General features: G+C 45.0%; 12 protein-coding genes. 11 read left to right on the top strand and 1 reads right to left on the bottom strand.

The annotated features are described in order from the left end of the window. Positions 1 to 10: 10 nt before the first annotated feature. The 4 genes from HYN43_RS01650 (at position 11) to HYN43_RS01635 (ending at position 3,986) form a co-directional block, all read left to right on the top strand. Positions 11 to 823, top strand: a complete 813-nt coding sequence (locus tag HYN43_RS01650) for an alpha/beta fold hydrolase (RefSeq protein WP_119407795.1) — start codon at positions 11 to 13, stop codon at positions 821 to 823. Positions 824 to 896: 73 nt separating this feature from the next. Continuing rightward, complete coding sequence (locus HYN43_RS01645) at positions 897 to 1,241, top strand: glycine zipper domain-containing protein (RefSeq protein WP_205589851.1); 345 nt, start codon at positions 897 to 899, stop codon at positions 1,239 to 1,241. A gap of 223 nt (positions 1,242 to 1,464) precedes the next feature. Beyond that, entirely contained in the window at positions 1,465 to 2,637 is a 1,173-nt protein-coding gene (locus HYN43_RS01640; protein ID WP_245447118.1) for a BamA/TamA family outer membrane protein, read from the top strand. A gap of 89 nt (positions 2,638 to 2,726) precedes the next feature. After that, the gene (locus HYN43_RS01635; protein ID WP_245447116.1) at positions 2,727 to 3,986 is read left to right on the top strand and encodes a multidrug effflux MFS transporter; all 1,260 of its coding nucleotides are present in this window, start codon (positions 2,727 to 2,729) and stop codon (positions 3,984 to 3,986) included. 247 nt (positions 3,987 to 4,233) lie between these two features. Here the strand turns inward: HYN43_RS01635 and HYN43_RS01630 are convergent, their stop codons facing one another. Then, positions 4,234 to 5,334 (bottom strand): DUF922 domain-containing protein, encoded by a 1,101-nt coding sequence (locus HYN43_RS01630; RefSeq protein WP_119407792.1) that lies wholly within the window; start codon positions 5,332 to 5,334, stop codon positions 4,234 to 4,236. Between the two features lie 271 nt (positions 5,335 to 5,605). On the opposite strand from HYN43_RS01630, the gene HYN43_RS01625 reads away from it, so the two are divergent. The 7 genes from HYN43_RS01625 to HYN43_RS01595 all read left to right on the top strand — a co-directional run bounded on the left by HYN43_RS01625 (position 5,606) and on the right by HYN43_RS01595 (position 15,201). Further along, positions 5,606 to 8,695 carry a tetratricopeptide repeat protein gene (locus HYN43_RS01625; protein ID WP_119407791.1) on the top strand — a complete coding sequence of 1,030 codons (3,090 nt, stop codon included), beginning with the start codon at positions 5,606 to 5,608 and terminating at the stop codon, positions 8,693 to 8,695. A gap of 29 nt (positions 8,696 to 8,724) precedes the next feature. Continuing rightward, on the top strand, positions 8,725 to 10,599 hold the full coding sequence (locus HYN43_RS01620; protein WP_119407790.1) for a porin family protein: 1,875 nt from the start codon (positions 8,725 to 8,727) through the stop codon (positions 10,597 to 10,599). A gap of 39 nt (positions 10,600 to 10,638) precedes the next feature. Next, on the top strand, positions 10,639 to 11,694 hold the full coding sequence (locus HYN43_RS01615; RefSeq protein ID WP_119407789.1) for an HU domain-containing protein: 1,056 nt from the start codon (positions 10,639 to 10,641) through the stop codon (positions 11,692 to 11,694). Further along, positions 11,691 to 12,404, top strand: coding sequence for a MotA/TolQ/ExbB proton channel family protein (locus tag HYN43_RS01610; RefSeq protein ID WP_119407788.1), 714 nt, complete (start codon positions 11,691 to 11,693; stop codon positions 12,402 to 12,404). The genes HYN43_RS01615 and HYN43_RS01610 overlap by 4 nt, the downstream gene beginning before the upstream one ends. Next, positions 12,401 to 12,799 (top strand): ExbD/TolR family protein, encoded by a 399-nt coding sequence (locus HYN43_RS01605; protein ID WP_119407787.1) that lies wholly within the window; start codon positions 12,401 to 12,403, stop codon positions 12,797 to 12,799. Before HYN43_RS01610 ends, HYN43_RS01605 begins: the two co-directional genes overlap by 4 nt. 168 nt (positions 12,800 to 12,967) lie before the next feature. Beyond that, the gene (locus HYN43_RS01600; protein WP_119407786.1) at positions 12,968 to 13,786 is read left to right on the top strand and encodes an energy transducer TonB family protein; all 819 of its coding nucleotides are present in this window, start codon (positions 12,968 to 12,970) and stop codon (positions 13,784 to 13,786) included. 83 nt (positions 13,787 to 13,869) lie between these two features. Further along, positions 13,870 to 15,201, top strand: a complete 1,332-nt coding sequence (locus tag HYN43_RS01595) for a bifunctional folylpolyglutamate synthase/dihydrofolate synthase (RefSeq protein ID WP_119409213.1) — start codon at positions 13,870 to 13,872, stop codon at positions 15,199 to 15,201. Positions 15,202 to 15,204 lie beyond the last annotated feature (3 nt).

Genomic DNA, 15,204 nt, shown 5'->3' with positions numbered 1-15,204 from the left:
TCATCCAAAAATGAAAAAACTACCGGCTTACATAGGTTTATTAATTTTTATGCTGATAACAGGCACTACCGTTTTTGCTCAGCAAAGCCCATCGGCAGATAATTTTTACACTGCGCCGGATGGTGTTAAAGTTTATTATGAAGTTAAAGGCGATGGTTTCCCGGTGATACTTGTGCACGGCTTTTCGGGCACCAGCCAAGGCTGGAAAAAAGGACAGCTTTATGCCGATTTACTGAGCGCAGGCCACAAGGTGGTCATACTTGATCAGCGCGGCAACGGTCAATCTGATAAGCCGCATACCGATGCCGGCTACGCTAATGATGCCGAAGCTAAAGACATTATGGGGCTGGCTACAGCGCTCGGTTTAAAAAAATATGATATTGTTGGATACTCGCGCGGATCGATCATTACATCGCGTGTTTTTGTATTAGACAAACGGGTGCATAAAGCAGTGATGGGCGGCATGGGCGATGCCTATACCAATCCCGAATGGCCGCGCCGCATTCATGCTTACAAGGCGCTGATGGGCGATACAAGCTTTCATGATGTTGACGGGATGATTAAATACATCCGCAGTAATCCTTTTGATGAACTGGCCCTGGCCTATCAGCAAAAATGGCAACCATCAACCAGTAAGCAGGAGCTGGCCAAAGTAAAGATCCCTGTATTGTTGATTGACGGCACCGAAGATCATGATAACGGCGACGAAGTAGCCCTGCAAAAACTCATCCCAGGCTCAAAACTGGTACACGTACCCGGCGATCATAACAATGCCAGCCGCACGCCCGAATTTTCAAAAGCGGTAACAGAATTTTTAAAATGACCTTTCATTAATTAAAAACGGCCTGTTATTTGTATAGGTGTTACCGGTTAACACTTATTAAAAACATACCGCTATGAAAAAATTAATGATATATATGAGCCTGCTGATAGGTATTAGTCTGTTTGTAGATACCAACGCAGGTGCTCAAACCAAAAAAGGAATAAGTAAACAAGGTAAAGGAGCCATTATTGGCGGTGCCGGCGGTGCTGTTATAGGCGGCCTGGCTACGCACAGTGCCGGTGGAGCGCTTATTGGCGGCGCTATTGGTGCCGGCGGTGGTTATGTTATTGGTAATGAAGCCCGCCGCAGGGAAGAAAAAAGAAAACGCGCGGCACGTATTGCATGGCGCAGGGCGCATCCGCACCACCATTATACCACTACCAAAACTACGGTAACTAAAACAACAACGTATCATTAAGCATTAGTTGATCACCTTTAGGAAGCCCGCACACGTAATGTTTGCGGGCTTTTTTATTATTTTGAAGCAAGCACCCCGGTAAAAATGCACCTAAGCTGAAGCGTTTTTATTATCTTATCCGTTATTGTTAAAAATAGTTAAGCCAGCAAACAGAGTGTCGGCATTTTCCGTTTAATCAATAATGGTGAAAAGTTTATTGGTAGTACTTTTCTGTTTATTACCCATGGCAATGCAGGCCCAAAGCATTACCGATACCGCTGCGGGCTTTAAAAAAGATACCGTACCCCAGAAAGACGTTATTGATATTTTTCGCTCGCTTTTTGATATTAAACCCCGGCAAACCGCCCCGCAAAAAAAGAAGGTTTATTTCTCTTTTTTCCCTACCTCATCAAGCGATGGGCGCAGCGGCGGCAAGGCATTATTTACATCAACCACAGCGGGCTTTTACCTGGGCGACCAGGCCACAACAAATATTTCGAGTTTTGTTTTTACACCCTATTTTAATTTCAGGGGCAGGTATGGCTTACCCATCCGCTCAAACATATGGCTGGCCAATAACGAGTGGAATATACAAGGCGACACCCGCCTGATGGTATACCCGCAATATACCTGGGGCCTTGGCGGCAACCAGGCATCAACAGATAAATTTTTGGTTAACTACAATTACCTGCGTTTTTATCAAAGCGTTTTAAAACAAATTAAGCCCTATTTTTATGCCGGTTTAGGCTATAACCTTGATTATTATATCGATATAGAAAGCAACGGCGATCAAACCCTGCGAAAATTTACGGGCTACAGGTACGGCACCGCCGCCGACCAGGATGCCTTTTCATCGGGCATGACTGTAAATTTACTTTACGATTCGCGCAAAAACTCCATCAACCCTTTGCCCGGTGCTTATACCAATATTGTTTACCGGGTAAATACCAAAATCTTCGGCAGCCATACCAACTGGCAGTCACTTTATATTGATATGCGCAAATACCTGCAGTTAAGCAGCACAGGCCCCAAAAATGTACTGGCTTTGTGGGCTTTTTACTGGACAACTTTAACACCCCGCACTCCCTACCTCAACCTGCCGAGTTTGGGTTGGGAACCCTACCAACGTGCAGGCCGGGGCTTTCCGCAAAGCCGCTACCGGGGCGACAGGCTGGTTTATTTTGAAACTGAATACCGCCGCGATATTACCCGAAACGGCCTGCTGGGCTTTGTATTATTTGCTAATGTAAACGCCGTTACCGAGCCTGAAGATCATAGCTTTATGTACTGGCACCCGGCTGGCGGCACAGGTTTGCGTTTCAAGTTCAACAAAAAATCGGGTACCAATATCAGTCTCGATTACGGAGTAAGCCGCAACTTCTCGTCAATAAACCTTAATTTAGGCGAGACATTTTAGGTGCTTCGCAGTCAATAGTTGATGGTTCATAGTTCATGGTAGTATGCTCCATCTGCAGGCAGGGCTTTTCCTGCTATGAACTATGATCTATGAACCATGAACTAACATCCATCAACCCAACAACAATGACCAAACAAAAATATATTATACTGATCCTTATACTGGGATCGCTCACCGCACTTGGCCCTTTTTCTATCGATATGTATTTGCCGGCCTTTACGGCTATCGCCAATTACATGCACGTATCATCTGATGAGGTTACGCTTTCGCTATCCAGCTATTTTATTGGTATTGGAGCAGGGCAGTTACTTTACGGCCCGTTACTGGACAGGTTTGGCCGTAAACCGCCGCTTTACTGGGGGCTTGGGCTATACATCGCGGCATCGCTGGGTTGCTTTTTTACCACCTCGCTTGAAGTGTTGATTGTGTTGCGCTTTTTCCAGGCGGTAGGCAGTTGTGCCGCCAGCGTAGCCGCCATGACCATGGTGCGCGACCTCTTCCCGGTTGAGGATATTGCCAAAGTTTTTTCGATGCTGATCCTGGTGCTTGGCGCATCGCCCATGCTGGCCCCTACCATCGGCAGTTATATCAGCACGCATTTTGAATGGCAGATCATCTTCCTCATTTTAACCATTATAGCCGTACTGATCTTGCTGGCCGTGATCTTCCTCCTACCCGAAAGCTATCAACCCGATCCAACATATTCATTAAAGCCGGGTCCTATCATCGGTAATTTTTTAACAGTACTGAAAGACGCGCAATTTGTAACCTATGCCTTCGGCGGGGCGTTCGCTTTTGCCGGTTTGTTTGCCTACGTGTCGGCATCGCCTATTGTGTTTATTGATGGTTTTCACTTAACTAAAAACCAGTTTGGGTGGTTATTTGCCGGACTATCGGTTGGTTTTATAGGCTCGAGCCAGTTAAACAGCCTGCTTATCAAAAAATATAAAAGCGGGCAAATGATCAATGTTTCCATTATTTGTATGGTAATCATATCAACGGTGTTTTTCATCGGTTCTCTTAACCATTGGTTTGGATTGGCAGCTACCATAGCTTTAATATTTGGGGTACTGTGCTGCGTAGGCATTTGTGCACCTAATACCTCGGCGCTATCGTTGGCTCCTTTTACACAAAACGCGGGTGCAGCTTCGGCTTTAATGGGTGCTGCGCAGATGGCAGTTGGTGCCGGGGCCTCTATCGGCATTTCGGCTATTAAAATTCACAGCTCGTTGCCCATGTCGGTAGTGATGATCTCATCATCGGTTATTGCCTTGTTGATTGTGTTTGTTGGAAAACGATCTATAAAGCATAAGGTTGAGGCGAGCGGGGATGTGGTTGTGGGGCATTAAAACACGCTTACCTAACACAGGAACTCCATTCCTATTAAGCTGTTCGGAGTCTCCGACTATTAGTGTCCGACTTCGGTCAGCGGCACGAAGCATCTTCTAAAATAAGCACAGCGGCCATACGGGGCGAAGAAGATGCTTCGTTTCTCAGCATGACAAAGGTATAAATGCAATTTAACCTTCATAATCGCCAGATTTCATTACTCAGCTTGAAGGCGGGAGATGGTTGTATCTAATATCCATTCGTTTTTTACAACAACTCTTTCAACTCCTTATCAATTCTCGCATCCCACCTTTGCTGTGCCGCACCGTTTACGCCGTGATTGGTTTCCTTATCATAGTTGTCCTGCAACTGGTTCATCTCCCGGTACGAGTCAAGGTATTGCACGTTAATGTACCCATCATAATTATCGGCCGGTATTTTCATGCTTAGTAGCGCCTGTTGAAAATGCCGTGCTGCAATTTTGGCTATATCAAAATGCCTTTGCTCGTGGTTAAGGGCCGTGCTGTTACGCCCTTCGCTCCTTACCCAGGCGGCGCTTTTGGGCAAAAACACCCGCATGCTAATCCTGATCAGTACCACGCCTTTTTGCACTTCGGCTTGTTCAGTATAGCCAAATCCGGGCAGCACCTCGGCCACATATTTATTACCGTAAGGTTTATCCTTAAAATCATCCCAGGTTAGCGGGCGCTTAGGCGAATAGTAAATGGTATCGCCTTCAGGCTTTTCGGTATAATCGGTAAATATCAGTTTAATACTTTTGGCCAGTTTAATGTTGGTATCGGCTTCACGGTTCATCCAGTTATTAAACCAATTCAAACCGCCTTCAAACGCACGACTTATAAGTATCCCGATAGCATACTGCTGCGAAACGCTGCGGGTATAGCTTGTACTTGCCGGGTAGGTTATCAGCTTAACGGAACCATAATCTTTTTTCAATTCAAACAAAAGCTCAAGTTCCAGTTTTCCGCTCACCTGGTCGGTTCCTTTCTGCTCCTCAATAAGTCGTAATTTTTTTATGCGGATATTTACCGGGCGCAGATTTTTATCGGCCGGGATGGCATAATCAGCAAAGCGTTTTAAAGCTTCGCTTGCACCGTCCTTCACATCAATTTTGTATTTGGTAAACGGCGGCAATGTGGGTAAAAGCCAGGCAATCAGTTGGCGTTCGCTGCGGTCGTCAATAACATCGGCTATATAAAACTCCTTAACTTTTTCAGCTAATTGCCTGTTTGTTAAAACAATTGGGCCGTTTATTTTTTGTGCTTTTAAAATCGACGGAAAAAATATGATGACGCATAAAAACGCCACCACAACCACAGGTTTAGGCCTGCCCCTTAATATGTTCATAACCGGTAAAAATAAAAGGCCGGGGTATCGGTCGCCCGGCTATCGCAATGCTTTAAAAACAAATAAATTGTGTAACTTAAACGGTAATTATTACCTTTGAGTATCCGCAGCCGGAACCACGGCAACATTCAACAATTTTAAAGTTTTCCACACGCATATTATCTTAAGTATTACCTTCGTTTAAAGAAGTGTTATCCACATTTGTTAATTTCTATTGTGAAAAGCCTCTTTTTGGTTTAGCTATTTTCGCACTATCATTAGTACGCGCTTTATGATCAAAACAAGATACATCACCCTGCTCATTCCCGTATTTATCGTTTCAACCGCCCGGGCCCAGCAAAACCCATCCACTCAAATTTACCGCACCTACCACACAGCTATCGACCTGATGGACAAGGGCAAATTTGCGTCGGCTGCCGAGCAATTCCGCCTGGTTGAGGCCTACAAAATTAAAACAAGTACGCAGCCGCAATTCGAAACCGAACTGTCGCTTACCAAAGAAAACTGCCAGTACTATGAGGCCTATTGCGCTCTTAGCTTAGGTAACGACGATGCCGAAAGCATGTTCCTCCGCTTTATTAAAGAACACCCCGAAAACCCGCTTACCAGGCAGGCTTTCTTCCAGATCGGTAAATCGTACTTTAAACAAGGCAAGTATGAAGATGCCATCCGCTGGTTTAACAAAACCGAAGCAAGCGAGCTTAACGGCCATGACAATACCGAATACAAATTCAGGAAAGGTTATGCCTACTTTGAACTGAAGGATTATAAAAATGCCCAGTTACTTTTTGGCGAGGTAAAAAACAAACACTCGGAATTTACCGAGGATGCTACTTACTACTTCGCTTATATCGCTTATCTTAATAAAGATTATCACCTGGCGCTGGTAAACTTCGAAAAACTTAAAAACTCGAAGAAATACGAAAACAGCTATCCATATTACATCTCGGCAGTTTACTTTTTAGATAAACGCTATGACGATGTGATCAATTATGCCGTGCCTATCGTAAACAGCACCCATCAGCAAAACGAAACCGAAATGCTGAGGATCATCGCCGCATCATACTTTGCCAAAGCCAATTATGACAGCGCCGTAAAATACTACGCCCGCTTTGAAGACCGCGACCAGGGCCGCACCCAAAACACGCAGGACAGCTACCAGATGGGTTACACCTACTACAAGGTAGGCAACTACGCCAAAGCTGCCAGCGAACTGGAAAAACTGGTTGAACAAAAAGATGTTTACAGCCAAAGCGGTAACTATACCCTGGGCGATGTGTTCCTGAAAATGAACAATAAGCAAAGCGCCCGTAACGCCTTCCTGAACGCCTCGAAACTGGATTACGACAAGCAATTACAGGAAGACGCGCTTTACCAATACGCCAAACTATCGTACGAGCTTGATTTTAACTTACAGGCCTTAGGTGCTACAAGGTTATACCTGGCAACCTATCCGCGTTCAAAACGCATTAATGAGGTTAAGGTATTATTAGGTGAAGAGTTGTTGAACTCACGCAGTTATAAAGAGGCTGTAGAGATTCTGGAGCCTATCCCCAATAAAAATGAAGCGGCCCGCTTAGCCTACCAAAAAGTAACCTACTACCGCGGTTTGGAGTTTTATAACGAACGTGCTTTTGAAAATGCTATCGGCATTTTCCTGCGTTCATTAGCCGATCCTATCGACACCAAAACCCAGGCCTTAACCACCTATTGGATGGCCGAAGCCATGTACGAGGTGCGCAAATACGGCGAATCGGTAGAAAATTTTGAGAAGTTTTTGGCAATGCCCGAGTCTAAAGAAACCGACGTAGCCAACTACGCCAACTATGCTTTGGCTTACGCGGCCTTTGGCGATGAGCAGTATAAAAAAGCGGCCAACTACTTCGAGAAGTTTTTGCAGGGCGATGTAAAGGATGCCGCTACCCAAAACGATGCGATAACCCGCCTGGCCGATAGCTATTTTGTACTGAAAAGCTACAGCAACGCCATGACTTACTACAACCGCATTATAGCTATGTACAACCAGGGCGAGGATTATGCCTTGTTTCAGCGTGGTATGATCCAGGGATTACAAGGTGCGTTGGATACTAAAATTGCTACGCTGAACGATGTACTGAACAAATTCCCTAATTCGGATTATGCAGATGATGCCTCGTTTGAGATTGCTTATACCTACTTCCTGAAAACGGATGGTGAAAAAGCCAAAACCGATTTGCAGGCTATGATCCAGAAGTATCCGCGCAGCAGCTATATCCCGCGTGCGCTGGTTACCATTGGTTTGATTGATTACAACGCCGGCAATGATGATCTGGCCGTTGAATCGTTCAAAAAAGTGGTTCAGGATTACTCCTCAACAGATGAAGCAAAACAGGCCCTTAAACAGATCGAGAAAATCTATACCGATAAAGGCGATGCCCAAACATTCATTAATTACGCAGGCACCACCCCTATCGGCAACTATACCACTGCCGATCAGGAAAGCATCCTGATCACTGCAGCCAACAACCTCTACTTAAAAGGCGACTGGCAGGGTACCGTAAGTGGTGTTAATGCCTACTTTGATAAATTCCCAAGCAAACAGATCTACGAGAAACAGGCCCGCTTTATCCGCGCACAGGCTTTGGCAAACTTAGGTCGTACCCAGGAAGCGGTAGTTGATTACAACGTGATATTGAACGACTGGACCAGCGCCTACAGCGAGAAAGCCCTCATCAGCATGGCCAAACTGTACATGCAGCAAAAGAAATACAACGAGGCTGTAGTGTTCCTGAAACGTTTGGAAACTAATGCCGAATACAAGGCCGATTATACCTTCGCCATCACCAACCTGATGTACTGCTACTCGGAAATGTTAATGACCGACGATGCTATCAAATACGCCGAACTGGTTAAAACCAACGACAAAACATCGCAGGAAGATAAATTTAAAACCGGCCTGTACGAGGGAAAAGCTTACTTAGCTACCGGCGATACCGCCCTGGCTGTTAAACAGTTTACCTACACAGCAACCAACACCAAAACCGTTGCTGCCGCCGAGGCGCGATATAACCTTGCCTTTATTGAGTATGACAAAGGCAGGTACAAAACATCGCAAAAAATGTGTTTTGACCTGGCTAAGGAGATGCCGAACTACGATTACTGGGTGGCCAAAACCTATATTTTGCTGGCCGATAACTATGTTGGCTTAAAAGATACCTTCCAGGCTAAAGCTACGCTGCAAAGTATTATCGACAACTATAAGGCCGATGATGATATCCTGCCAACCGCCAAAGAAAAGCTGGATAAACTGAATGGCCGCAAAACAAAACAGGCACCTGTAAGCAAAGAGACCGCGCAGCCTGATACAACTAACAAACAGTAACAAAGAGTAATATAAAAAGAAGACAAGCAATGAACTCAAGATACACCTACACGCTGCTTACCTTATTGATAGCATTATACTTTGTTCCTGCACAAGCACAAACAAAGAAACCCGCTAAAAAAGCGACTGTAAAAATCGCCAGCAAAAAACCGGCGGCTAAACCGGAAGCCAAACCTGCGGTTAAAAAAGCAACCACCAAACCGGTAACCAAAAAGCCGGTTGATAATAGTAACTTAGGCGATGCCGCCGCAAAATCATTACAGGATACCACTAAAAAAGGTGGAGGTAATAACCCAAATAACGGAGGCAGCCTATCAGAAGAGATTGTGGTAACTACCGCCTACAAACCGGTACTGGCCGACGCGGTGAAAATTCGCCGTAACCCCGATCTGGAAGATAAAGTGCCCTTTAAAGCACCTTTGACTTATGCCCCGCTGGATAAGCGCCAGGAGCAAAATTCTGAAATAAGGCAATTAGACCCGATGAAACGCCCTGCCGAGCAGGATTCGGTATTAACCAACAACCTTGTTAAGGTTGGCGCGGGCAATATGAAAAGCCTTTTTGGTGAGGCTTATTTTGGTAATGGTCGCGATGAGGCTTTACAGGTTGGCGGTCACCTGAAGCATTTTTCACAATCGGGTTCGCTGCAAAAACAAACTGAAAGCCGCGATGAAGTTGGCGTGTTTGGCAAAAGCGTTATCGGCGATAACAATATATCGGGCAGGATAAACTACAACCGTGTTGGCACCTATTTTTATGGTTACGATCAGGAAGCACCAAGCAATACCTTTGTGCCAACCAAACAACACTTCAATACCCTAAGCGGCGAGGTTGAACTGGCCAAAAACTATAAAGATGTTGAAAACGATTTCACTTACGCCTTAAAGCTAAAAGGCTACGCCTTTAGCAATGCTTATGCCGCGCGCGAAAACAACGTGGTGATCTCGGGCTTTTTAAACCAGACTGTTAAACAGTTTTACGCAGGCTTAAGCGGATCGTTAGATCTGGCAAACCCTAAGGACAGTCTTTATAACCTGAATAACAGTATAGCGAGAATTAACCCTTACATCAAATTTCAGGGTGCTAATTACAAGATTGACGCGGGTGTTAACATTGTAAAAGAGTTTGGCGATTTTGATAAGTTTTACATCTTCCCGGCTGCAAAATTAGAGGTGCAGGTAGTACCTAAATACGTGCGCCTGTTTGTTGAGGCCAAAGGCGATGTAAACCGTTCTTCGCTTCGCGATTTTGCCATGACCAACCCTTTCCTGGGTCAAAACATTAATATCAAAAACTCGGTAGATCAGTTGGATATTGCTGCCGGTTTAAAAGGCACCATTGCTCCGGGTTTAAGCTTTAAAGCTTCGGTGTTCCGTAACAGCATTAAAAACATGCCTTTAATGGTAAGCAACTTCCTTGCCGAGGGTAATAAATTTACCGTAATTTATGATGATGGCAAAGCCCGTGTAAACGGTTTTAACGGCGAGCTTGATTTTAAAGCTACTGATGATTTTAACATCTTCGGCCGTGCCGAATTCAGGGATTACCACATGGCATCAGAAGCTGAAGCATGGAACCTGCCTAAGTTTACGCTTACCGCCGGTACTGCTATCCATATCGACAGCAAGGTTACCGTTACCGGTTCATTGCTGATCCGCGGCGATGCTTACGACAGATTAGAGGTGATCAACCCATCGCCTGCACCGGGCGCCCCAGGTACATCGTTCGTTAAACAAAACATTAAAGGCTTTGCCGATTTGAGCGGCAGCGTTGAATACCGTATTAACAGCAAGTTTTCGGTATTTGCACAGGCTAATAACGTATTAAGTGCCTCATACCAACGCTGGTTGTACTATCCTAACTACGGATTTAATATCTTTGGCGGCGTAAGCTATGCTTTTTAAGCCGCTTTGATGTTTTAAAATTAACTGTATTTTTACCGGATGGATATAGCCAACTATTTAAGCGAATTACTTGGCCGGCACACCGAAGTGAGTGTGCCCGGTCTTGGCTGCTTTTCGCAGCAACGTGTTAATGGCTATTATGATGATGCGCAGGGAACATTTTTCCCTCCGGGTTTTAAACTCAATTTTGAGCCGCAGCCCAAAGAAGATGAGATTCTGGCGCGTTACATAGCCGAAAAGAAAAAGATCTCGCTGGCATCATCAAAATACTTTACCGAAAAGTATATCAACAGCCTTAAACAGGAACTGGTTTTACACGAAGTAGCCTTTGCCGAGCTGGGCTGGTTTTACCTTCAGGATGGCCGTATAAGCTTCAGGGCACAGGAAAAACAGAGTAACGATCCGCTGTTTTTTGGTTTGGCCCCGGTTAAGATCAACAAAGCTAACTATGTACCGCCACCACCGCCACCTACACCATTACCTGCAGCCGTTCCGTTACAGCAAACTTTTACACCTCCACCGATAAATACCGCCTCCGGGCAGCCGGAATATGTGGAAGAGGAGATTGAAGAAAAACGCGGTATCAGCGTATGGATTATCATCGCCATAGTGGTAGTTGTGCTTGCCTGCGCAGCATTCGCGGTATACAAATTTAAACCGGGACTATTGCATCTTAAAAAAAACAATGATGCTCCCGCCGCTGTTGAAAAACCGAAAACTACGCCGGTTGTAAAGCCCGACAGCCTGAAAAAAGACAGCGTTTCCACAACACCTGATACTGCTAAGGCAATTTCCACAGGTGCTAAAGCGTTAGATAAACCGGTGGTAGTGACTGATACCACTAAAACCGAATACGCCATATTTATCGGCTCGTTTAAAACAAAAGCTAAAAGTGAAGAGGCTATTAAAGATTATAAACGCAAAGGCATCACGGCCCGTGCCTGGACAGGACCAGGTACGGGAATAAAAATTAAAATCATTATTGGTGGTTTTGCTACCTCGGATGAAGCTGAAACCGAACGGAAAAAATTAATAGCACAAGGAAAAATAGCTACAGATACTTACTCAAAATTAATTACTGACTCTACGAAATGACATTATTATTAATACAGCAATTAACAGATACAGCCAAACATCTTGCAGACACCGCCAACCACGCCGTAACAACAGCAGCCTTACCAGCCGAAGAACTTCGCTTTGGCGACCTGCTGATAAAAGGTGGCTGGGTAATGATCCCGATAGGTATTTTAGCAGTACTGGGACTTGTAATATTCTTTGAACGTTATTTCACCATCCGCAAGGCATCACGCAACGAATCGAACCTGATGGTGCAGGTACGGGCAAGTATCCATTCAGGTAACCTCGAATCGGCCATTGCCATTTGCCGTAACAGCAATACCCCGCTGGGCCGGATGCTGCAAAAAGGTTTATTACGCATAGGCAGGCCGATAAAAGATATTGAAGGCGCTATCGAAAACGTGGGCAAGCTTGAAGTATCCAAACTGGAAAAAAATATTGGCATATTGGGCATCGTAGCCGGTATAGCACCGATGTTCGGCTTTTTGGGTACCATTGCTGGTGTAATCAAGATTTTTTATGATATCTCAAAAACCGACAACATCAGCATGGGTGTAATTTCGGGCGGTTTATATGTGAAGATGGTAACATCTGCAGCCGGTTTATTTGTAGGTATCGTAGCTTACGTTTGCTACCACGTTTTAAATATGATGGTTGATAAAGTGATTTTGAAACTGGAAACCGATGCCATCGAATTTATTGACCTGTTAGAGGAGCCGAGCAAATGAATTTAAGGAAAAGACACAGGGGCGCATCGGCAGAGGTACATACATCGGCAATGAACGATATTATGTTTTTCCTGCTGTTGTTTTTCCTCATCGCATCAACGGTTACCAACCCCAACGTTATTAAGCTTGTATTGCCCAAATCATCAACCGGGCAATCGGTATCTAAAAAAACCATTACCGTATCGGTAACTAAAGATCTGCGTTACTACGTAGATAAAAAGGAAATTCCGGTAGATGCCCTGCAAACTACCCTTGGCGGCTACAAAACCATGGCTACCGAACTAACTATAGTTTTATACGTTGATAAAACTGTAGCCATACAGGATGTGGTACAGGTAATGGACATAGCCCAGAAATTGAATATTAAACTGGTTTTGGCAACAGAACCTAAATAGGCAGTTGGCAGTTTTTAGTTTGCAGTGGGCAGTTATTGCTTGTTGGTAAACTTCAAATTTTTCGACAGTTAGATTATTAATTTAGATAATGATGCAAAAGGCCGAAGCCAATTGCAAATCAACCATACAACTGCAAACGGCAAACTGCCCACTGCAAACTGAACAAAAATGGAGTACAGAGAAGAAAATAACTATCCGAAGGCATTTATTGCAACAGGCATTATTATGGCTGTGCTGATAGCGGCATGTTATTTTATCGTATTCAAAAACCCACCTGTTGAAGAAAACGGAACAGGTGGCATCCTGGTAAACTACGGCACCGTTGATGAAGGTATGGGCGATGACTACATGAGTACCGAAGAACCCTCGGTAGCCGAAAAAGCCAATAACACCAAACCCGATAAAGTTACCGAAGCCAAACCAACTGAAGAAAAACCAACCCCGCAAAGCAGCGAAAAAGCGGTAGTTACCCAAAATAATGAAGACGCGCCCGAAGTGGCTGCACCCGATAAAAAGCCAAGCCAAACGGTGGCAACCCCGCAACCGGTAAAAACTCCGCCGGCCAAACCAACCGTTAACCAAAACGCGTTATACAAAGGCAAAGCCTCAACCGGTACAGGCGAAGGTGATGGTACAGGTAAAACTCCGGGTAACCAGGGTAAACCTACGGGCACTACGCTTACCAACAACTATAACGGTACAGGATCGGGCAATGGTGGCAGCCTGAACATGGCGCAGCGTAACTTTGTGAGTCGCCCATCTGTAAGCGATGGCAACCGTCAAACCGGTAAAATTGTCGTTGATATCCGCGTTGATAAAGATGGCAACGTAACCTACGCTAAAGCCGGTGCCCGCGGAACTACGATATCTGATGATGCACTACTTCAAAAGTGCGAAGACGCCGTGCGCAACTCTAAACTTAACCCATTGGATAATGCTCCCGATCAGCAGCAGGGGACTGTGGTTTTTGTATTCAAGGTAAATTAATTCAGTTTGCAGTTTGCAAATCCTATTTGATAGTTTTGCCGTATGCAACTGCCTACTGCAAACAGGCAAAGCAAACTGAATCCATGGACTACAACGCAACCATCCAATACCTCTACACCCAGCTCCCGATGTTTACGCGCGACGGAGCTTCGGCATTTAAAAAAGACCTTACCAATACGCTTGAACTTTGTAAACGGCTGGATAACCCGCAGCATAAATTTAAAAGTGTGCACGTAGGTGGTACTAACGGCAAAGGCTCAACATCGCACATGCTGGCGGCCGTTTTGCAAACGGCCAGGTACAAAACAGGATTATATACCTCTCCCCACCTTAAGGATTTTCGTGAACGCATCCGTGTTAACGGGCAAATGATCGGCGAGCAAACCGTGATTGATTTTGTGGCCAATCATAAAGCCGATTTTGAAGAGATAGCGCCTTCATTTTTTGAGATGACCGTGGCTTTGGCTTTTGATGTTTTTGCAAAAGAAAAGGTGGATATAGCCATTATTGAAGTTGGCCTTGGCGGAAGATTGGATTCGACCAATGTGATCACCCCACTCCTATCCGTAATAACCAATATCGGTTGGGACCACATGAATATGCTGGGCAATACCCTGCCGCTGATTGCCGGTGAAAAGGCCGGGATTATTAAACCGGGAGTCCCCGCGATTATAAGCGAACGCCAGCTGGAAGTAGCTGATGTATTCACCAACAAAGCCAAAGAAACCGGAAGCAAGATCAGGTTTGCATCAGACGAGTGGGCCATGATGAGTCCGGAAGTCCGGAAGTCCGGAAGTCCGGAAGATAATGACGGATTGCTCGAAGTTTCCTTGAAAAAAAAGCCCTCCACTAACCAGACTTACGGACTTACGGACTTACAGACTTTCCGACTTGATTTAACCGGTACCTATCAGCTTAAAAATATAAAAGGCATTTTATCCGCCGTTGATGAATTGTGCAAACAAGGTTTCATTATTACTGATCAACATATTTATACCGCCCTTAAACAGGTTAAAACCCTCACCGGTTTGCACGGCCGTTGGGAAACACTAAGCCAAAATCCACTTACCATTTGCGATACTGGCCATAATCCGGATGGTATAGAAGAGGTGATGAAAAACATCGCGGCCGTTAAATACAAACACCTGCATATGGTAATAGGGATGGTAAATGATAAGGATACCGGGAAAGTGTTGACGATGTTTCCTAAGGATGCTACGTATTACTTTTGTAAACCGGATATCCCGCGAGGGTTAGATGCTGAAAGTATGAGGGCACAGGCCGAAGCCCATGGGTTAATTGGTGATACTTATACCTCTGTAAAAGAAGCTTTGTTATCGGCACAGAAAAACGCGGGTGTTGATGATCTGGTGTTTGTTGGGGGGAGTACTTTTGTGGTGGCGGAGGTTGTCTGAACC

Source organism: Mucilaginibacter celer (assembly GCF_003576455.2).
GTDB classification, from domain to species: domain Bacteria; phylum Bacteroidota; class Bacteroidia; order Sphingobacteriales; family Sphingobacteriaceae; genus Mucilaginibacter; species Mucilaginibacter celer.
This window is presented reverse-complemented; position numbering and strand designations above follow the sequence as displayed.